The organism is Nonomuraea sp. NPDC048892, assembly GCF_040649735.1.
Taxonomy (GTDB): Bacteria; Actinomycetota; Actinomycetes; order Streptosporangiales; family Streptosporangiaceae; genus Nonomuraea; species Nonomuraea maheshkhaliensis.
In genome coordinates this window covers 597,271-615,316 of the sequence record NZ_JBEZFZ010000003.1, presented here as the reverse complement: position 1 = coordinate 615,316, position 18,046 = coordinate 597,271, and the positions used below count along the sequence as shown (strand labels likewise).

Below are 18,046 nucleotides of genomic sequence, written 5' to 3'. Positions count from 1 at the left end.
CCGCGGGACGGCTTTCCCGGGCGGGGCGGGAACCTCGGGGCGGCCTGCGGTGTATGCAGACCGGAGGTGGTCCCCATGAGAAGGGCACTGATGGCACTGGCCCTGGTGACGGCACTGGCCGTCGCGGGCGTCCCGGCCGCGGCTTCGACCGGTGGAGGCGTCCCGGCCTCGGCTTCCGGTGGCTGGGCGGTGACGTACCTGGATCCGTCCCCGGCCCGCTTCGAGGGCGGTGAGTCGTACACGCTGGGCTTCTGGGTGCTGCAACACGGCACGCACCCGTACCAGGGAGCCATGAACCCCGTGGCCCTCCGCTTCACCGGCTCCGACGGCACCAGCGTGACCTTCGACGGAAAGGCCCTGCCCGAGGCCGCGCACTACGCGACGGCCGTGGCGCTGGCGGAGGGCACGTGGAAGGTGGAGGCCGTCCAGGGCCCGTTCCAGCCGTACGAGGTGGGCACCCTGACGGTCCCCGGCTCCCTGCGCATCAACCCCGTACCGAAGGACCTGGTGGCCAACCTGGGCGCCGAGGCCGACAAGTACTGGGACACGATCCGCCCCCCGGCCCCGCTGTTCGGCGACGCCCCGGCCGCCGTACCCGCCCAGAAACCCGCCCAGAAACCCGCCACGACCCCGTCCAGTGGCGAAAGCAGCACAGTCCCCACCTGGACCCTGCTCCTCGCCGCGTCCGCCGGCGCCCTGCTGGCACTGACCGCTCTGCGCCTCCCGTATCTCCTCCGTCGCCGCCCGAACCCAGACCCCGACCCACCACTCAACGATCAGGCGGACACCATCGCCATCCCCGGCTGACCACCCGAACGACCGGGATGCGCCCCGAGCAGCACCCATCCGGGCGCATCCCGGTTCACCGATGGGGCGGCCCCGGCTGCCGGCATTCGCCTCCGGTGACCGGACAGATGTCCACGGAGTATTCGCGATCGGCGAGAACCTGCCGAAGGGATGCTTCCACCGGCGATCCCTGGATTGTCCGTACGGATGCGGCGCGCGATGACCACGACGGTGACCTCCGCGGCTCCGGCGAGAGCATGGCCCCACGCTCGGCTACCTCACGATGAAGGTCGCGGTTCTCAGGAGGAAAGTGTCTGCGGATCCCGGTGCCGATGACGGCCACCGTCCGGCCACCCGCACGGAGTGCCGCCTGGTGGGCCGCCGTGTCGACGCCGGCCGCCAGGCCCGAGACCACCGTGAGACCGCGTTCGGCGAGTCGGGTGGCCAGCTGGGACGCCAGCGACCGGCCTTCTGACGAGGACCGCCCGGGAACCGACCACGGCGACGCCGTCGTCCTCGTCGAGGAGCGTCCCCCGGGCGAACAGCAGGGCGGGGCGATCGAACACGTCGCGCAACCGCTGCGGATAACGTTCGTCTCCCAAGGCGATGACCTGGATGCCGTCTCGTTCCCAGGAGGCGATGTCCTCCCGCGCCTGGGCGATCGCCTCCTCCACCGGATCGGAGAACAGGTCGTCAGGTCCCAGCCGTTCGCGCAGCAAGACCACGGGCGATGTCTCGTCGGCGAGCCGCCGCACGGACTCACGTTCGCCTTTCTCGGTGGTGGTACGCCGAAGCAGCGCCACCAGCGCGGCGCGTTCCCTGCCGTACCACCTGCTCATCCTCACCACCTGCTCATCCTCGCAGCGTAGTGTCCCGGTCGTCGTCACGTCAGTCAGGGCGTCGAACGTTTGTGCCTATGGTGGCGTGTCGTCCGGGTGCCGGGAACGCAACCGGAGGGGTCAGAGGTCGCGTTCCTGTTGGTCCAGGATCGCGATGGAGACGGCGACCGCCTGGGCCGGGTCGCCGGCCTCGATCGCGCGTAGCAGGGCCTCGTGGGAGGGGTCGGGCTCCAGGGCCGCCTGCTCCTGGTCTCGTACGCTGTCGCGCAGCGCGTCGCTCATGCTCCGGTAGAGGTCCCCGAGCAGGGCGTTGTGGGCCGCGTCCGCCACCAGCAGGTGGAAGTCCACGTCCGCGTCGGCGAAGCCGTCGAGGTCGCCCGCGCGGCCGGCCGCGTCTCTGCGGGACAGGGCCTGGCGCATCGCGGTCAGGTCGGCCTCCGTGCGGCGGCCGGCCGCCAGCCGGGCGGCGACGAGGTCGAGGCCGCGCCGGACGTCGATGATGTCCATGGCGGCGGCGGTGTCGAGGCGGCGGCGCAGCGCGACCTGGGACTCGTCGGTCGCCGTCACGTAGGTGCCGTCGCCCTGCCGGGTGTGCAGCAGGCCCGCGTGGGCGAGGACCCGCACAGCCTCGCGTACCGACAGCCTGCTCATGCCCAGGCTCTCCGCGAGCCGGCTCTCGGAGGGGATCTTGGTGCCGACCGGCCACACCCCTTCGGCGATCTCCCTGCGGAGTTCGGCGATGGCGGCGTCCACGAGCGAGGTCCGAGCGACGTTACGCATGCACCCTCTCCTCAACGGCTGATCGGACATCCACCCTAGACGCTTCCTGAGCGGGCCCGGCGGCTCGGATCTTCATCGCGCCCATGGCTGGGCTCGTGGGTGGGTTTCTCCACCGCCCTCACTACTGCGTTCACGACTGGGCCCTCTTGCCACGTGTCAGACCGTCTGAGAGATTGCGTTCTGGCTCCAGCACACCCTCACGGAGGTCACGCGTGTCACAATTACGCCCGGCCCTGTTCGCCGTCGCGCTCACCCTCGCGATAGCGACGCCGGCCCAGGCCGCCGCCGCTCCCGCGATCACCGTCAAGAACGGCCGGACACAGCCCGTTTTTTCCTACGCGGACGCCGTCCGCGAGCACGTGTACGTCGAGTCGACCGTCGACAGCGACCTCGACGGCAATCTCGACAAGGTCAGGGTGGACATCATCCGGCCCAAGGAGTCCGGCCCCAGGCTCAGGGTGCCGGTGATCATCGACGAGAGCCCGTACTACGACAACTCGGGTCGTGGCAACGAAGGCGAGCGGAAGGTCTACGACGCCGCCGGAAATGTCACGAAATTTCCGCTCTTCTATGACAACTACTTCGTCCCTCGCGGCTACGCCGTCCTCAACGTCGACATGCTCGGCACCACCAGGTCCGAGGGCTGCCCCGACATCGGCGGCAAGGCCGACGTACTGGGCGGCAAGGCCGTCATCGACTGGCTGAACGGCCGCGCCAAGGCCTTCAAGCCGGACGGCACCCCGGCCGTGGCCGACTGGACCACCGGCAAGTCCGCCATGATCGGCAAGTCGTACGACGGCACCCTCGCCAACGCGGTCGCCGCCACCGGCGTCAGGGGCCTGGAGACGATCGTCCCCATCTCGGCGATCAGCTCCTGGTACAAGTACCAGCGCTCCAACGGCGTCATCTACAACTACGACTACGCCTCCTGGCTGGCGAACTACGTCGACACCGACCCCGAGGACAAGTGCCGGCCGGTACGCGACAAGATGGACGCCGAGGACGGCGACGACACCGGCGACTACAACGGGTTCTGGGCCGAGCGCGACTACATCAAGGGCCTGCTCGGCGACGTCTCCAAGGTCAGGGCCAGCGTCTTCGTCATCCACACGGTCAACGACCTCAACGTCAAGCCCGACAACTTCTCCACCTGGTGGAAGGCCCTGGCAGACAGGAACGTGCCGCGCAAGATCTGGGTCGGCCAGACCCAGCACGTGGACCCGTTCGACTTCGAGGGCCGCAGGGACCTGTGGGTGGACACGCTGCACCGCTGGTTCGACCGCTGGCTGCACGGCGTGCGCAACGGCATCACGAACGAGCCGCGCGCGGACGTCGAGATCGGCCCGGCGCAGTGGATCACGCAGCGCGACTGGCCGGCCCCGTACGCGCTCAAGGCGTCGCTCCGGCCCTCGGCCGACGGCTCGCTCGGCCTGCGCCCCGCCGCCAGGAACAGCACTGCCACGTTCACCGACGTCGCCATGAGCGAGACCGACATGGTGGCCGAGGTGGGCCAGCCGCACCCGGGGCGGGTGGCGTTCACCACCGGTGAGCTGCCGCTGAGCCTGCGTCTGTCCGGCACGCCCACCGCCGACCTGCGGGTCAAGCTGGACAAGCCGGCCTCCAACCTGACCGCGCTCCTGGTGGACTTCGGCGACGACACCCGCGTCGACTGGCGCCGCGGCCAGGGCATCACCACGCTCACCGAGGAGGACTGCCACGGCGAGAGCACCGCGGACGACGACGCCTGCTACCGCAAGGTCGTCACCAACGTGGCCACCCGCCCGCTGGAGATCGTCGCCCGCGGCTGGATCGACGTGCGCAACCGCGACTCGCTCAGCCAGGGCAAGCCGCTGCCTCCTGGCACGTACGGGACCGTCAAGTGGCTGACCCTGCCGCAGGACTACACCTTCAAGAAGGGCCACAGGATCGGCCTGGTGGTGGCCGGCACCGACTCGACGTACAGCTCCGAGACCGGCACCGGGGCGAACGTCACCGTCGATCTGGCCAGGAGCAGCGTGACCGTGCCGTTCGTGCTCGGCACGCCGCTGCCCGACGTGCCCAAGGACACCTCCAGGTTCCGCGGGCCGGAGAAGCTGGACCTGCCCGAGCCTGAGCCCGGGTTCCACTTCTTCTAAAACGCCGGCGCAAAACACCGGCGCGGGGCAGGGGCTGTCACAAGCCCCTGCCCAAGTGGCCCGCCTCAGCAGTCGCGCCAGTGGGTCCCGTCGCGGGCGTCGAGCGTCAGCACGCCGTCACCCCGCTCGACCGTCCAGGACACCTTCAGGCGCAGCGTGCCCCCACCGGCGGTGGTCCCGCCGGTGTGGCGGCCGTCCCCGGTGGTCCTGCCCGCCCACCTGACCACGATCTCCCCGCGTCGTACGACGGACTCGTCCTCGCAGCGCGCCCCGGCCGTCTCCTTGATCCGGAACCGGTTCCCCGACACGGCGATGCCGTCCGTGCCCGAGGCCGACACGATCTCGCACCGGCCGGTGCACGCCAGCGCGAACGACCCGGTACGCCCCTGCCCCAGCGACACCGACGCCGGCGACAGCCGGGCCGCCGGCGGATCCGGCCTGGGCAGCGCGGACTTCCTGGGCACCGCCTTCAGCGCCGACCCGGCGGTGCTCTCCTGCGAGCCGCCGGCCGCGTTGCCCGTGGTGACCTCGGCCACCCACCGCGAGGGCTCCTCCAGCAGCACGCTCGTCTGCGCCGCGGCCTTGGTGAGCGTGGCCGGGTGCTCGCGGGCGTTCATGACGGCCCAGATCAGGCCCGCCGCCAGCAGGCCCACGCCGAGGATCAGCCCCAGCCTGGCCACGGCCCTGATCGGCGTGCCCTGATCGGGATCGTCGTCCTCGGGCTTGTCCCGCCAGTACTCCTGCCATTGCCCGGGGTCGTTCCCCGCGCCCCCGCCGCCCGTCAGCCGTTCCGCGCCGGACAAGGTGATGCCGCCGTAGCGGATGACCACGCTGTCGTCGTGGTGCACACCGTTGCTCTCGCCCTTGACGACGGAGGAGTAGACGAGCTTGTCGCCGTTCGCGCCGCCGCGGAAGGCCCTGGTACGGCTCGGCGGCGTGAACGGATGCCGCCCGCGCACGGCGGGTGCGATGGGGTGCTCCTGGTCGGCGGCGGCCGCGCCCGCCGCCGACCAGGGCTTTCCCTGGGTCGCCGCCGTGGGGTCGGCGACCGGGGTAGGTGGCGTGACCTCAGCGACCGGTGGAGCCGGCGACGAGGAGCCGGTCTCGACCAGTGTGCGGGCCTGCACAGGAAAGCCGTCGGCCCGCCAGAGTGGCCCCTCGCCGGGCAGAGGCTGCGCTGACGCCAGCCGGTTGGGCAGTGTGCCGGGCAGTGCCGCGATCGGCAGGCGGCGCAGCAGTGCCGCCGCCGTCATGGTCCTGGGCGCGGCCCGGCAGGTCGCGCAGGACTGGATGTGGCGGCCGATCCTGGCCCTGGCCCGCCGGCCGGGGGCCGTGACCCACTCGCCCACCCGTGCCGTCAGGTCGGGGCAGCCGTCGCGGGAGCGCGCCGCGACGATCGCGGCGAACCACTCCTCCAGGCCGGCCGCGGCCCGCTCGACGATGGCGCGCACCTCGGCCTCGGGCAGCTCGAAGAGCGCGCTCAGCTCGGGGTCGGCCAGGCCGTGCCGTACGGACAGGTCGAGCAGCTCGCGCTGCGGCCGATCCAGGGACAGCAGCGCCTCGGGCAGCAGCTCCGACATGCGGCCTGGACGCGACCACGAGCCGATGCTGGCCGGTTTGGCCACGACCGCCCGGTGTGCCCTGGCCACCGCGTACAGCCAGGGCCGGCGCAGGGCCGGATCGACCACCCGGTCCGCGTACAGGTGCGCCGTCATGACGGCGCCCGCCACCGCCTGCTCGGCGTCGCCGGCGGCGAGCTCGGTGCGGCAGTAGTCGTAGAGGCGGGCTCCGTGCTTGTCGCACAGGTCTCGGATGGCCTGGCGGGCGTCGTCGGACAGGGTTCGCCACATCCGGTGTCACCTCCTCCTATCGGTACGCGGACTGGTGCGTGCTCTCGGTCGTCAGGTCCTCCCGGCCGGTTTCGGCGCGATGTCCAGCAGTGACGCCTGCGCCAGGTACGCGCGGGTGGCGTCGGGATCGCCGGCGATGGCCCGCAGCCCGGCCATGGCCGCCGCGAGCCTGGCGCTGTCGTGCTCGCGCACGCCCGCCAGCCGCGTCTCGCCGCGCGGGACCACCCGGTGCAGCAGCACCGAGCGGCGCCGCCAGGCCCACGCCTCCAGCGCGGCGGGCTGCGCGTAGCCGCCGATCACGGCCGCGATGACCTGGGCGGCCTCGGCGGCGTCGTGGATGCCGGCGTTCATGTTCAGCCCGCCGATCGTGGACGTCAGGTGCGCGGCGTCGCCCACGAACAGCACCCGCCCGCACCGGTACGAGGTCAGCACCCCCCTCGACAGCCCGAACCGGTCGGCGCCGGTCACCCTGATCGGCTCGCTGGCGCCCGGCAGGGCCCGGCGGACCAGCAGGGACAGGTTCGACGGCGACAGCGGCTCGTGCGCCTCGCAGGGGATCTTGAAGATGATCCGCCAGTGGTCGGGCAGCCCGAGCAGGGTGCACGACTGCTGCACGTCCCGTACGTACGTCAGCGGCGCCAGGCTCGGCAGCAGCCGGTCGAGCGGCGAGTCGGTGAACACTCGCAGCGCCTGCGTGGGACAGGTGGAGCGGGGAAAGGACAGCCCCAGCGAGCCGCGCACGGTGCTGTGGGCGCCGTCGGCGGCGATCATGTACCGGGCCCGCGTCCAGGTGTGGCCGACGCGGACCCGGATCCCTGTGCCGCCCTCGGCGACGCCGTCCACCTGGGTGCCGAACCGCACGTCCACGTCCGGGTAGACGTTCAGCGCCTCCAGCAGCAGCGCGGTGAGCGCGGACTGGTCGGCGTGGATCCTGAACGGATGCCGGGTCAGGCCGTCCAGCCGGTTCATGCCCATCTCGGCGAGCACGATCCCGGACCGGTCGCGCCACTGCACCCGGTCCACGACGCGCCCGCCGGCCACGAGCCGGGAGGCCACGCCCAAGGAGTCGAGCAGGTCGAGTGTGGCGGGGTGAAACGTGCACGCGCGCGCCTGCCTGGGCAGTTCGTTCTCCCGCTCCAGCACGGTGACCGGGATCCCGGCCCTGGCCAGGGAGAGCGCGGCCGTCAGCCCGGCGGGACCGGCTCCGGCCACGATGACGCCGTTCATGCCGTGCGCCTCCCCTGCGAAGCCATGGGACGGCGGTAGGGCACCCGGCTGAGCTTCACGTGCCGGCCGACCGCGTGGGACAGCGCCCACCAGGCGGTGCAGAGGTTGGAGGTGAGCAGGGTCCTGTCGTTGCCGTCGGCCAGCGGGCCGAGCACGGACAGCGTGCCCAGTCCTGTGCCGGTGAACAGCAGCGCCGCGTCGGGCGGCGGTTCCGCCAGCTCGACCTGGGTGATCAGTTCGTCGGGGGTGACCGCGTAGGAGGAGTAGCCCTCGCGAGCACGTACCTGGACGATCTGGGTGACGTTCATGCCGGCCGTCTTCCAGAACCGTTCGGCCAGCTCCGTCACCCACGGCTCATGCGGTGAGATCAGCACGATGTCGTGGACCATCACGTGTTCCATCGCCTCGCGCGTGGCCAGCGTGGCCGAGGCGAACGGCACCCCGGTCGCCGCTGTCAGCCGGTCGCACTGCTCCTTGTCCCCGTCGGGGCCGAGCAGATATCGAGGCTCGCTGCAGGCCATGACCATCGCGTCCAGCCGCAGGCCGTCGAAGGCGTTGACCATGGAGGGCAGGTCCGCGTTGTAGCTTTCGAGCCGGTCTGCCATGGGCAGCCCTGGCCGTACGGGGAAGCGGGCGACGTGCATGTCCGCACGCGAGCCGAGCAGGCGGGTCAGCTCGGGTTCCGCTGACGGGTTCGCCGGCGCCACGACGACGCCGACCCTGCCGCGGCTCACGGGATGCCCCGGACGGGTGCGCATGGATGTCCTCCTGTGCGGGAAGGCGAGCGGTGCTGGGAAGGCGAGCAGTGCTGGAAGACGAGCAGAGCTGGAAGACGGGCAAGGTCAGGACGCGCGGTGCCGCAGCGCCTGGTCGATCTCGGTGATGGCCTCGACGGACACCTGCCGGATGCGGCGCAGCCGGTGCACGGTGCGCGCAGGCGCGGCGGGCGGCGGTTCGGCGACCTGGTCTTCGCCCCAGGCCGGGGGTGGCGCGCCGGGCCGTACGCCCCGCGCGTGCACTTCGTGTGGTCGTGACCTGGGCACTTCGTCGGTGATCATGATGGCTCCTGGTGGTCGATGGTCGACGGGAAGGAGTGTTGGGAGGCGGCCGGCCGCTGCTCACGTCCCGACGCCACGGCGACCCGCACCTGCGCCGTGGCGGCGAGCGGAACTGCGGCCGGCGGCACGGCCTGCCGCGGCCGGGGGCTGCCTGCGCGGCGCCGCCGCGGGATCTCCGGGGATCCCGGCGGCGGCCCGGCGGACGCGCCCGCACGGCCCAGCGGGCGGGAGAAAAGCCGACCCCAGGTGCTATCCCTTGAGATGGCCAGCACGCCAGCCGCTACCGCGCTGGCCATCAGCACCGTGCCGACCAGGTCGGGCACGTGCTTCACGGTGCCGGGGGGGTGGGATAGCGCCGGGGCCGGCGCTGAGGGCGCCGCCGCCATTCCCGCGATGGCGGCGAGCGAGGCGGCGAACGAGATCGCGCCGCCCATGTCCTGCACCGGTCCGTCCTGAACAGGTGCATCCTGCACCGGTACGACCTGCACCGGTGTGTTCGGAACCGATGCGTCCTGGACCGATCTGTCCTGAGACAGCGGGTCCTGCACCGGTGTGTGCTGCTGAACCGGCCGTTCTCCCCGCGGCGCCTGCCGAGACGCGGCCGTGATGACCGCCGGCGCGTCCGGGCAGTTCAGGGCCGGGCCGAGCGCGAGCACGCTCGGCCGGCCGGGGGAGCCGGCCGGACGCCTCCGGCGCGCCACGGTCGCCGGAGCCGGTCGCCGGGGCCGTGTCACGGCCGTCGGGACCGGGGCGACCGGGTGCTCGCACAGAGGCGTCAACGTCATCGCGCCGTCACCGCGCTTCCCGCCACGTTCGGCACGCTGACGCAGACCATGCGTTCAGTCAGTCCCGCCCGCGGTCCCGCCGCACGAGGACGGGCCGGCCCCGCACCACCGGACACCGTACGTGCGACCTTGCCGGCGAGCGTGAGATGCTCGCCGCAGCGACGGCTCACCTTGACCTCCAGGCCGGCCACCTGGGCCAGCCGGAGTCGCAGGGGCTCGAGCGACGACCGTCGTTCCAGGCCGTCGAGATCGGCCAGGCGGGCGGGCCAGCGCAGCGAATCCGCGCAGCGCGCCTCCACCTCGGCCGGCAGGTCCTCGGCTGGGAACCCGTCGTGACGGAGCCGGGTGGCGACCATGACGGCCGTGAACGCCGTCTTGTCGAAGTCGGCCAGCCGGCCCTTGAGGGCGGCGCCCAGCATCCTGACCCGGTGGCTCAGGCAGACCGCACTCCACCCGAGCAACAGCAGCCGGTCAGGGCCGGTCTCCGTGTGCCAGCCGGACAGCCGCAGCTCGCGGGCCATCCGGTGGTAGAAGCGCCAGCGGTGACGTGGGTCGTCCAGCCAGACCTGGACCCCGCCCAGCGGCAGGCTCGCGACGCGTACGCCGTCGCCGGCCAGTGGCCCGGCGACCCGCGCGCAGATGCGCTGGACGACGAGCTCCTGCCCGGTGGAGACCGGATCTTCCGTCAACCGGGAAGCGTCCGGGGTATCCATGGTCACGTCTGGCCACCTCCTTGCCGGGGATCTCTTCAGAACCCTTTGGCTGTTAAGCCTCAGTTACCACGTGCTCCGATAGTCTGCTTATGTGTGCGAGTATGTCAACTGACAGTTTGCGCATAAGTTGATACCTGCTCGCGTGGCAGAGCTTGCCCGCATGGCAGGGGACACTGGGGCTCGCGTCCCTTACGCTGAGAACGTTCACGGGCGGTAGGAGGTGTGCCGTGGCGAACTTCGCCGAGCGGCTCGATCTCGCGCTGACCAAGCGCGGCTTCACCGGCGCGCAGGTGGCCTCCGCCCTGACGGAGGCGGGCATCCCGATCACCCGCGCCTACGTCAGCCAGCTGCGCACGGGCAAGCAGACCAACCCGACGCTCCAGGTGCTGCGGGCCCTGGCCACCTGCCTTCAGGTGAGCGTCGGCTGGCTGGTCGGCGACGACTTCCTCGAGTCGGGCTCGGTCGAGGACCTGCAACTGCGGGCCGCCACCATCGGCCTGTCCGCCTCCGGTCTGTCGGAGGGCTCACTCGCCGTGCTGCGCGGCGTGGTCGAGCTGGCCCGCAAGGCCGAGGGGCTGCCCGAGGAGCCCGAGCCCACGTCCGACATCCCCGAGGCGGTCGCGCCGCTGAGCGGGCCGCAGCGGCGGGCGCTGGGCAAGCGGCTGCACGGGCTGCGCCTGACCGCCGGGCTCTCCGTCGAGCAGGTCGAGACCGCGGTCGGCAAGGGCGCGGCGGCGATCCCCGCCATCGAGGAGGGCCGCATCGCGCCCGCGCCGATCACCGTCGAGCGCCTGCTGACCGTCTACGGCGTCTCCGTCCCGCCGATCCGCGAATACGTGCTCTCCCTGGCCAGGGGCGAGCGCGAGGCCGCCTGGTACGACGCCCAGTCGGTGCCCGTCTGGCTGGCCACCGGCTACGCGCTCGAACAGCGGGCCACCGTGATTCGCACCTACCACAACCAGTTCGTCCCGCCGCTGCTGCAGACCGAGGAGTACGCCAGGGCCGCCATCACCGTGGCCGGGCCGGCGACGCTCGGGCAGCAGACGGTCGACGAGGCGCTCGCTCTCGTACTGGCCCGTCAGGAGGCCGTCGCCCGCGAGAGCGGCGTAGTGGTGTGGGCCGTGATCGACGAGAGCGTGCTGACGCGCTCGATCGTCGGGCTGCACGTGCAGCTCCGCCAGCTTGAGGTGCTGATCGAGCACGCCAAGCGGCCCAACGTCTCGCTGCACGTGGTGCCGATGGAGGATCCCGCCTACGTGCCGCGCACCGGCCCGTTCACCCTCTGGCGCTTCGCCGAGGCGTTCGAGCCCGACGTCGCCTGCGCCCACGGCATCGAGTCCGACACGCTGCACACCGACTCGGCCGCGGTCGAGGCCTACCACCAGGCCTTCACCAAGCTGTCGGTGACGACGACCACCCGCGACGAGACGTTCGAGATGCTCAACCACCATCGCGAAAGGCTTTCGCGTTCGCTGGGGAAATGATCTGCTTCCCGCTTGGGAGATCATTTATGCGTCGGAATGGTGACGCACATATACCCAAAACCAATGGCTTTTCCGGTTGTCTTTCCCGGTGTAGCGAGGATCATATGGTCTGGGTCATCGAGTGGGGTCCGAAAGGACAACTTTTCCCGAGATAGTGGGCGAGGGGAAAGGGGCAACACTCAATGCGTCAGCGTGCCATCCGAAACTTGGCGAAGCTGGACATGACCCAAGCGAGGATCACCCGGATTCTCGACGCCGCCGCAGGTGGGAAGAACCACTTCGAGGCGGATCGAGACGCCGTGCGCCGCTACGACCTGGCCGCACCCGTCACGACGACGGCCGCGCGTGCCGTGCTCGGCTATCTGCGTCGTGTGGTCCGCCATCTGGCGGGCGCAGGCGTGGACCAGTTCGTCATCGTCGGGAGTGGCGTCCCGAGCGGCCTGCCGCCGGGCGGGCAGTTGCACGACGTGGCCCGTGACGCCGCGCGCGTCTCGGCGCCCCGCGTGGTCTATGTGGAGAACGACCCCATGGTGCTGGCCGGCGCCCGGGCGACGATCGAGCCCGTCACCGATCTCGTACGCGTCGTCGAAGGCGACATCCGCGAGATCGACGAACTGCTTGACGACCGGGTCCTGCAGACGTTCCTCGACTGGGACCGGCCCGTGGCCGTGCTGCTGCTGTCGACCCACAGCCTGAACGACGACGAGTATTTCCATTACGTGATCAAGCGGATAAGACAGGCGGTTCAGGAAGGCAGCTTCCTGTCATTGCTGCAGACCACGTTCGACGCCATTCCGCCGGAACTGCTGCCCGCCGTGCACGACCTGCTGGCGATGACGCTTCCCGGTCACGCGATTCGTACCAGGGAGGAGGTGGAGGCGTTGCTTCGAGGTCTCGTGCTGGTCGATCCGGGGTTGGTGTGGATTCCGGATTGGCGGCCCGACGGCCAGGACGTCGAGGGTGCGGAACAACCGGGCGCGTCCGGCGGCTACGGCGCCGTGGCGCGGATCCCCTGAGCCCAGCCGGTGGGAAGCCCAGTCGTCGGAGGGCCAGTCGTCGGAGGGCCAGTCGTTGGAGGGTCAGTCCCACCAGAAGGACCAGGCGTGCGCGCCGATGATCTGCTCGGCATAGCCTTGCAGGTCGCCGGGCCCCTGCACGACGTTGTCCGGGCAGAACGCCCAGTGCTCGGCCGCCACCTGTAACGCGTGCTCGGCATCGACCGGTGGCGCCGCCACGCTCAGGTCGAGCGTGTTGAAGCCGACGCTCACCACCCGCGCCCCGAACCTGTCCTCCCAGCTGCGCACCACGGCCGCCATCGGCACCATCCACTCGTTGTGGTGCAGCGCCCCCTGCCAGCCCATGATCGTCAGCGCGTCCGCGCTCCTGTCCGCGGCGACCAGGCCGAGCGGCATCCCCTTGACCGCCAGCTCGCCCGCCAGCCAGTCCGCGACCGCCTCGGGGTCCGCCTTCAGCACACCGGGGGCCGCCGGTCCCGGGCAGATCGCGCCGTACGGCTCCAGCTCCTCCAGCGCGTCCTGCGGCATCCGGGCCACCCACTCCTGCCACACCTCGGTCATGAACCCCTCGGCGGTGAAGTGCTCGATCTGACGGGGATCGTCCGGGATGATCTGCCCGATCCCCCACGGTTGCGTCGACTCGTCCAGCAGCAGCGGCCACAGGCCGCTGTGCGGATGCCACTCACGCATCAGCGTCCACGCGGCGCCGCTGACCGGCTCGTCGCTCATCCAGAACGCCGGCCGCGACGCCTCCCCGTGCCCGGTGTAGCCGGGGTCAGGCCAGACGACGTCACCGGGAGGCAGCTCCACGGGCAGCCGCCGCCCCTTGCCTCCGTCGGCGAACAGCTGGCACAGCTCGCGTGGCAGCCGGAGATCGCTCATGCCCTACCGTTCCGATACCGAACCCTGTCTCGGAGATGGTAGTGCCGACGGTCCCTTCAGCACCTGTGACAGGTCCTATCACTCCCCTTACGGGGCAGAATGGTGAGCTGTGTTCCCCTTTGACGCGGTCCTCTCGGACCTCGACGGTGTGCTCCGCCACTTCGACCACGCGGCCCAGGCCGACATCGAGGCCCGTTACGGCCTGCCGCTGATGAAGACGGCCTTCGACCCCGAGCTGATCATGCCGCCCACGCTCGGCCAGGCCACCGAGGAGCAGTGGGCCGAGTCGATCGCCGTGGCGCTCGGCGGGGACGAGCGGGCCCGCGCGGCGGTGGCGGAGTTCATCCAGGTCGAGTTCTGGGTGGACGAGCAGGTCAGGGAGCTGCTGGCCAGGGCGCAGCAGCACGTGCCGGTGATCATCGTGACCAACGCCATGGACACCCTGGAGGAGCACCTCGACCGGCTGGGGCTCACGTACTTCGCCGACGACGTGGTCAGCAGCGCCAGGGTCGGCATGGCCAAGCCCGACCCGCGCATCTACGAGATCGCCGCCGAGCGGGCGGGGGTCGCGCCCGAACGCTGCCTGTTCGTCGACGACCGGCTGCCGAACGTGGAAGCCGCCAGGGCGCTCGGAATGACCGGCGTCCACTATCGGTCATTCCACGACCTGGCGGCGGTCCTCGGCTGACCGCCCCGGCCCGCCCCTGCGGCCCTCACGGGCCCGGCAGCGGTCACGTTCCGGCCGGTCAGCCTGTCTGGTCGGCGGCCATGTCGAAGAAGGCGCGCTCCAGCTCCACGGCCCGGCGGAACACGCCGAGCACCTCCTGGCGCCGTTCCTCCGCGAGGTCGGCGCCCAGACGGTCGAGCTCGCCGCGCAGGAAGGCCACCCAGGCGCGGAACTCCGCGCCCTCGTGCAGCTCGATCCACTCCCGGTGCACGAAACGCTCGGGCAGCGGCTCACGGGCCCGCGAGGCCCAGCCCAGGTAACACCACTCGGCCACGCACAACACCGTGACGATGAGCAGGTAGTCCTGGGAGGCGCGCACCTCGTCCATCAACTGTCCGAACGCCGCCGTCACCGGTTCCGCTGGAGCGTCGGTGCTCCCGCCCAGCTCGGCCAGCGCCCGGTGGAAATAGGTCTTCTCCTCGGTGGTCGCCACCTGCCCGAGGAACTTCCCGTACGGCACCCGGGCCTCGAACGTGTCGGCGGCGGCCACCGCTGCCCCGAGCAGTGCCGTGAAGGAGTCGACGAACTGGAAGTCCTGCTCCAGATAGCGCCGCAGCGCCTCGTCGGGCACCGTTCCCTCGTTGATCGCCATCGCGAACGGGTGGGTCACCACCGCCGTCCACTCGGCCTCGCACTGCCGCCTGAGCCACTCGCTGAAGATTCGCTCACTCACGGCCCCGACTGTAACGGGCCTTGGCCGGGGTCGTTTCCGGCGCGGCTCGCGCCGACCGCGCCGGAAACCCCGAGTGACCGCCGCCCCCCGCCGTGTTCCGGCGAGCTGCGCTTCCCGCCTGGCCGAGGGCGGCGGCGTCCGAGCGCCCTGTCAGTACCCACCGTACGGATTCTGGGAGGACGACGGGGTGTCGGGAGCGCTCGTCCGGTGCCCCGACGGGTGCGTCGGGCGGCTCGACGGGCGGCTCGACGGCGTGCCCGCCGCCCCGTTGGAACTGACCTTCGTGCCCTGCGGCGCGATCACGCCGATCAGGCCGTGCTTGGTGCCGTCGATGCCGGCGGAGAACCACAGCGAGCTCTCGCCGCCGGTGGCCGCGGTGCCGGGTTCGAGGTCCCACAGGCCGGGCAGCACGATCGGCCTGCCGTCGGAGTTCGTGAGCGCGCCGAGGTGCTGGTTGCGCTTGTACGCGTGCACGGTCCCGTCGCCGAAGTTGCCGACGAGCAGCGCGCCGGCGTACTGACGCCAGCCCTTGGGCGCGGCGGTGATGCCCCAGGGGGCGTTCAGCCCGACCCTGGAGATGCGCCCGGTCAGGCGGCCGGTGGCGTTGAAGCGGCTGACGAAGCCCTTGCCCTTGCCGAAAGCCGGCTTGCCGGTGGCCGGGTCACGCAGGGCGTAGGACACCCAGACGCTGCCGTTGGCCACCGCGACGTTGTACGCGTTGTAGCCCTCGGGCAGTTCCCGGTCCCTGAACTGCCAGCTGGCCAGGCGGATGCGCCTGAAGTCCTCGTCGAAGGCGTGGATGCGTCCGCTGGCGAAGTCCGCCGCCAGCAGGAACGCCTCGTCGTCCTCAGTCTGGACGAGCTCCAGCCCCTTGTAGTCGGCGCCCCGGGTGAAGGCCGCGATGATCGCGTTGGCCGGGTCGACCTCCGCGTTCCATCCGGAGATGGCGCCGCTCGGGCTGGAGAAGATGAACGAGGCGGGCTTGCCCTTGACGGTGAAGCCTTCGCCCGGGTTGAACACCTGGCCCGTCGGGGCTCCGCCCGGAATGGCCACCTCCGTCTTCTCCTTCCGGCCCGTGCCGGAGTAGACGGTGGCGCTTCCGGTGCCGGTGTTCGACACCCAGAGTGTCTTGCCCATGGCCAGGCCCCAAGGGTTGACGACCTTGGGGTCGGTGACAGGGGCTTTGCCCTTGACGTCCGACACAAGGTTGATGACGTCGAATCGCGTCCTGGTGGTGGCGTGTGCGGGAGTGGTGAGAGTCGCTCCCAAGACGACCGCAACAGCGCAGAGTGTGATGATGCGTGGCCGCATCCGAGCCTCCTAGTTAGCGCTTGTGACGGGGGATACGCGGCGGGCGGGAGGCGGGTTCAGCCGGGGCCGGAATTGGCCGGACGGGAGTGTTCCGCGCCAGGCGGGGGAGATGCACAACCATGAACGTCCTGGGCATCGACATCGGCGGCTCCGGCATCAAGGGGGCCCCGGTCGACACGAAAGCCGGTGAGCTGCTGGAAGACCGGCTGCGCATCCCGACCCCCGAGCCGTCGTCACCCGACGCCGTGGCCCATGTCGTGGCCTCGATCGTCGAGCATTTCGGCTGGAAGGGGCGCGTTGGGGTGACCTTCCCCGGAGTCGTGGCGGACGGCGTGATCAAGTCCGCGGCGAACGTGGACCGCTCGTGGATCGGCGTGGACGCCGCCCGGCTGTTCGGCGGGGCCACGGTGCTCAACGACGCCGACGCCGCGGGCCTGGCCGAAATGCGGTTCGGGGAGGGGCGCGACCGGCGCGGGGTCGTCCTGGTGCTGACGTTCGGCACGGGCATCGGCAGCGCGCTGTTCGTGGACGGCGTGCTGGTGCCCAACACCGAGCTGGGGCACCTTGAGGTGCACGGCAAGGACGCCGAGCACCGGGCCTCCGCGCGGGCGCGTGAGGAGCACGAGCTGAGCTGGGAGAAGTGGGCCGGGCGGGTGCAGGAATACCTGCGGCACGTCGAGATGCTCTTCTCGCCCTCGCTGATCGTGATCGGGGGCGGGGTCAGCAAGAAGGCCGACAAGTTCCTGCCGCTCGTGCACCTCGACACGCCGGTGGTGCCCGCGGGCCTGCAGAACGAGGCCGGCATCATCGGCGCCGCCCACGCCGCGGCCGCCAAGACGCCCACCCGCCAGAAAACGGTCAGCCGCGCCTGAGCGACCGGGCTCAAGGGGGTGTCGACAGGGTGTCGGCCATCGCGGCGAGCTGGGTCACGAAGCTCTGGGCCTGGGCCGGGTCCATGGCCGCCGTCATGCGGCGTTCGATCGCCGACACGTCGGCCTTGGCCGCCTCCAGGGCCCGCGCTCCCGCCTCCGTCAGGCGCGTGGGCAGCGCGCGTCCGGAAGGAGCCGTCGCGGGCCGCTCCACCAGCCCCGCCTCCTCCAGGCTCCGCAGCAGCACGTTCATGGACTGCCGGGTCACGAACGTCCCGCGCGCCAGCTCCGCGTTCGACAGCCCCGGCCACAGCCTGAGCTGCTCCAGGCACGAGTACTGCGGCGTGGTGAGCCCGTGCGGGCGCAGCGCGCCGTCCATGGCCGCCCGCAGGGCCGCCTGCGCCCGCTTGAGCTGGTAGCCGATGCTGCGGCCCAGGTCTTCTTGCGTCATGTCAACATTCTGACATATGCTCCTGCATGTCAAAGTCCTGACATCGAAAAGGGAGCGCCATGTCCGTCGCCGGAATCGACTTCGTCGCCCTGCAAGTCCGCGACCTCGCCCAATCCGCCGAGTTCTACGAGAAGCGCCTGAGCCTGAAGCGGGCCCCTGGCGGCCCGCCGAACGCCGTCGTCTTCGCCGCCGAGCCCATCCCCTTCGCCGTCCGCGAACCGCTCCCGGGCGTGGAGCTGCCCGAGCGCCCCGGCACGGGCGTGGTGCTCTGGCTCGGGACGGCCGCGGCCGGGGACGCGCAGCGCCTGCACGACGACCTCCAGGCGGCCGGCGTGCCGATCGTGGCGCCGCCCGCCGACAGCCCCTTCGGGCGTACGTTCAGCTTCGCCGACCCCGACGGCTACGTGATCACCATTCACGATCGCTAGACTCGGCGATATTGAGATGCGAGCGGCCGCTC

General features: G+C 71.2%; 19 protein-coding genes and 1 pseudogene. 7 read left to right on the top strand and 13 right to left on the bottom strand.

Annotated features, from left to right (window positions below):
• Nucleotides 1-75 precede the first annotated feature (75 nt).
• Entirely contained in the window at nucleotides 76-807 is a 732-nt protein-coding gene (locus AB0C28_RS12495) for a hypothetical protein (RefSeq protein WP_358074085.1), read from the top strand.
• 55 nt (nucleotides 808-862) lie between these two features.
• Here AB0C28_RS12495 and AB0C28_RS12490 read toward each other — a convergent pair whose 3' ends face one another.
• From AB0C28_RS12490 to AB0C28_RS12480, 3 genes and pseudogenes are all read right to left on the bottom strand, one after another.
• Nucleotides 863-1,234, bottom strand: a complete 372-nt coding sequence (locus tag AB0C28_RS12490) for a DNA-processing protein DprA (protein WP_358074420.1) — start codon at nucleotides 1,232-1,234, stop codon at nucleotides 863-865.
• Nucleotides 1,235-1,280: 46 nt separating this feature from the next.
• A pseudogene (locus tag AB0C28_RS12485) lies at nucleotides 1,281-1,625 on the bottom strand (hypothetical protein); the annotation flags it as partial.
• A 120-nt stretch (nucleotides 1,626-1,745) separates the two neighbouring features.
• A complete protein-coding gene (locus AB0C28_RS12480; protein WP_357843781.1) occupies nucleotides 1,746-2,405 on the bottom strand; it encodes a FadR/GntR family transcriptional regulator in 660 nt (219 codons plus the stop codon).
• A gap of 212 nt (nucleotides 2,406-2,617) precedes the next feature.
• Here AB0C28_RS12480 and AB0C28_RS12475 point away from each other — a divergent pair, with 212 nt between their 5' ends.
• On the top strand, nucleotides 2,618-4,540 hold the full coding sequence (locus AB0C28_RS12475; protein ID WP_358074082.1) for a Xaa-Pro dipeptidyl-peptidase: 1,923 nt from the start codon (nucleotides 2,618-2,620) through the stop codon (nucleotides 4,538-4,540).
• Nucleotides 4,541-4,605: 65 nt separating this feature from the next.
• Here the strand turns inward: AB0C28_RS12475 and AB0C28_RS12470 are convergent, their stop codons facing one another.
• From AB0C28_RS12470 to AB0C28_RS12445, 6 genes are all read right to left on the bottom strand, one after another.
• On the bottom strand, nucleotides 4,606-6,390 hold the full coding sequence (locus AB0C28_RS12470) for a hypothetical protein (RefSeq protein WP_358074079.1): 1,785 nt from the start codon (nucleotides 6,388-6,390) through the stop codon (nucleotides 4,606-4,608).
• Nucleotides 6,391-6,441: 51 nt separating this feature from the next.
• Nucleotides 6,442-7,617, bottom strand: a complete 1,176-nt coding sequence (locus AB0C28_RS12465) for an NAD(P)/FAD-dependent oxidoreductase (protein ID WP_346114540.1) — start codon at nucleotides 7,615-7,617, stop codon at nucleotides 6,442-6,444.
• Nucleotides 7,614-8,375, bottom strand: coding sequence for a hypothetical protein (locus AB0C28_RS12460; protein ID WP_357843791.1), 762 nt, complete (start codon nucleotides 8,373-8,375; stop codon nucleotides 7,614-7,616). Before AB0C28_RS12460 ends, AB0C28_RS12465 begins: the two co-directional genes overlap by 4 nt.
• Before the next feature lie 84 nt (nucleotides 8,376-8,459).
• The gene (locus AB0C28_RS12455; protein WP_357843794.1) at nucleotides 8,460-8,675 is read right to left on the bottom strand and encodes a hypothetical protein; all 216 of its coding nucleotides are present in this window, start codon (nucleotides 8,673-8,675) and stop codon (nucleotides 8,460-8,462) included.
• A complete protein-coding gene (locus tag AB0C28_RS12450) occupies nucleotides 8,672-9,331 on the bottom strand; it encodes a hypothetical protein (protein ID WP_358074076.1) in 660 nt (219 codons plus the stop codon). The genes AB0C28_RS12455 and AB0C28_RS12450 overlap by 4 nt, the downstream gene beginning before the upstream one ends.
• A gap of 125 nt (nucleotides 9,332-9,456) precedes the next feature.
• The gene (locus AB0C28_RS12445) at nucleotides 9,457-10,179 is read right to left on the bottom strand and encodes a hypothetical protein (RefSeq protein WP_346114870.1); all 723 of its coding nucleotides are present in this window, start codon (nucleotides 10,177-10,179) and stop codon (nucleotides 9,457-9,459) included.
• A gap of 221 nt (nucleotides 10,180-10,400) precedes the next feature.
• On the opposite strand from AB0C28_RS12445, the gene AB0C28_RS12440 reads away from it, so the two are divergent.
• Together AB0C28_RS12440 and AB0C28_RS12435 are read left to right on the top strand one after the other, a co-directional pair.
• Entirely contained in the window at nucleotides 10,401-11,657 is a 1,257-nt protein-coding gene (locus tag AB0C28_RS12440) for a Scr1 family TA system antitoxin-like transcriptional regulator (RefSeq protein WP_357843800.1), read from the top strand.
• A gap of 206 nt (nucleotides 11,658-11,863) precedes the next feature.
• The gene (locus AB0C28_RS12435; RefSeq protein ID WP_358074073.1) at nucleotides 11,864-12,673 is read left to right on the top strand and encodes an SAM-dependent methyltransferase; all 810 of its coding nucleotides are present in this window, start codon (nucleotides 11,864-11,866) and stop codon (nucleotides 12,671-12,673) included.
• A gap of 63 nt (nucleotides 12,674-12,736) precedes the next feature.
• Here the strand turns inward: AB0C28_RS12435 and AB0C28_RS12430 are convergent, their stop codons facing one another.
• Entirely contained in the window at nucleotides 12,737-13,555 is an 819-nt protein-coding gene (locus AB0C28_RS12430) for a DUF4253 domain-containing protein (protein ID WP_357843806.1), read from the bottom strand.
• A gap of 109 nt (nucleotides 13,556-13,664) precedes the next feature.
• On the opposite strand from AB0C28_RS12430, the gene AB0C28_RS12425 reads away from it, so the two are divergent.
• On the top strand, nucleotides 13,665-14,243 hold the full coding sequence (locus AB0C28_RS12425; RefSeq protein ID WP_357843809.1) for an HAD-IA family hydrolase: 579 nt from the start codon (nucleotides 13,665-13,667) through the stop codon (nucleotides 14,241-14,243).
• 58 nt (nucleotides 14,244-14,301) lie between these two features.
• On the opposite strand, the gene AB0C28_RS12420 is transcribed toward AB0C28_RS12425, so the two are convergent.
• Nucleotides 14,302-14,955 carry a TenA family protein gene (locus tag AB0C28_RS12420; protein ID WP_357843812.1) on the bottom strand — a complete coding sequence of 218 codons (654 nt, stop codon included), beginning with the start codon at nucleotides 14,953-14,955 and terminating at the stop codon, nucleotides 14,302-14,304.
• A gap of 150 nt (nucleotides 14,956-15,105) precedes the next feature.
• A complete protein-coding gene (locus tag AB0C28_RS12415) occupies nucleotides 15,106-16,266 on the bottom strand; it encodes a TIGR03118 family protein (protein ID WP_357843815.1) in 1,161 nt (386 codons plus the stop codon).
• A gap of 119 nt (nucleotides 16,267-16,385) precedes the next feature.
• On the opposite strand from AB0C28_RS12415, the gene ppgK reads away from it, so the two are divergent.
• Nucleotides 16,386-17,138, top strand: a complete 753-nt coding sequence (gene ppgK / locus AB0C28_RS12410; protein ID WP_357843818.1) for a polyphosphate--glucose phosphotransferase — start codon at nucleotides 16,386-16,388, stop codon at nucleotides 17,136-17,138.
• Between the two features lie 10 nt (nucleotides 17,139-17,148).
• Here the strand turns inward: ppgK and AB0C28_RS12405 are convergent, their stop codons facing one another.
• Nucleotides 17,149-17,586, bottom strand: coding sequence for a MarR family transcriptional regulator (locus AB0C28_RS12405; RefSeq protein WP_357843821.1), 438 nt, complete (start codon nucleotides 17,584-17,586; stop codon nucleotides 17,149-17,151).
• A gap of 59 nt (nucleotides 17,587-17,645) precedes the next feature.
• Between AB0C28_RS12405 and AB0C28_RS12400 the strand changes: the two genes are divergently transcribed.
• Nucleotides 17,646-18,014, top strand: coding sequence for a VOC family protein (locus AB0C28_RS12400; RefSeq protein WP_357843824.1), 369 nt, complete (start codon nucleotides 17,646-17,648; stop codon nucleotides 18,012-18,014).
• The last annotated feature ends 32 nt before the right edge of the window (nucleotides 18,015-18,046 follow it).

What these genes read in the sequence shown, in the direction of transcription:
- AB0C28_RS12470 (WP_358074079.1), bottom strand. Translation starts at nt 6,390, where the DNA reads ATGTGGCGAACCCTGTCCGACGACGCCCGCCAGGCCATCCGAGACCTG.
- AB0C28_RS12495 (WP_358074085.1), top strand. Translation starts at nt 76, where the DNA reads ATGAGAAGGGCACTGATGGCACTGGCCCTGGTGACGGCACTGGCCGTC.
- AB0C28_RS12400 (WP_357843824.1), top strand. Translation starts at nt 17,646, where the DNA reads ATGTCCGTCGCCGGAATCGACTTCGTCGCCCTGCAAGTCCGCGACCTC.
- ppgK (WP_357843818.1), top strand. Translation starts at nt 16,386, where the DNA reads ATGAACGTCCTGGGCATCGACATCGGCGGCTCCGGCATCAAGGGGGCC.
- AB0C28_RS12480 (WP_357843781.1), bottom strand. Translation starts at nt 2,405, where the DNA reads ATGCGTAACGTCGCTCGGACCTCGCTCGTGGACGCCGCCATCGCCGAA.
- AB0C28_RS12465 (WP_346114540.1), bottom strand. Translation starts at nt 7,617, where the DNA reads ATGAACGGCGTCATCGTGGCCGGAGCCGGTCCCGCCGGGCTGACGGCC.
- AB0C28_RS12455 (WP_357843794.1), bottom strand. Translation starts at nt 8,675, where the DNA reads ATGATCACCGACGAAGTGCCCAGGTCACGACCACACGAAGTGCACGCG.
- AB0C28_RS12415 (WP_357843815.1), bottom strand. Translation starts at nt 16,266, where the DNA reads ATGCGGCCACGCATCATCACACTCTGCGCTGTTGCGGTCGTCTTGGGA.
- AB0C28_RS12460 (WP_357843791.1), bottom strand. Translation starts at nt 8,375, where the DNA reads ATGCGCACCCGTCCGGGGCATCCCGTGAGCCGCGGCAGGGTCGGCGTC.
- AB0C28_RS12430 (WP_357843806.1), bottom strand. Translation starts at nt 13,555, where the DNA reads ATGAGCGATCTCCGGCTGCCACGCGAGCTGTGCCAGCTGTTCGCCGAC.
- AB0C28_RS12405 (WP_357843821.1), bottom strand. Translation starts at nt 17,586, where the DNA reads ATGACGCAAGAAGACCTGGGCCGCAGCATCGGCTACCAGCTCAAGCGG.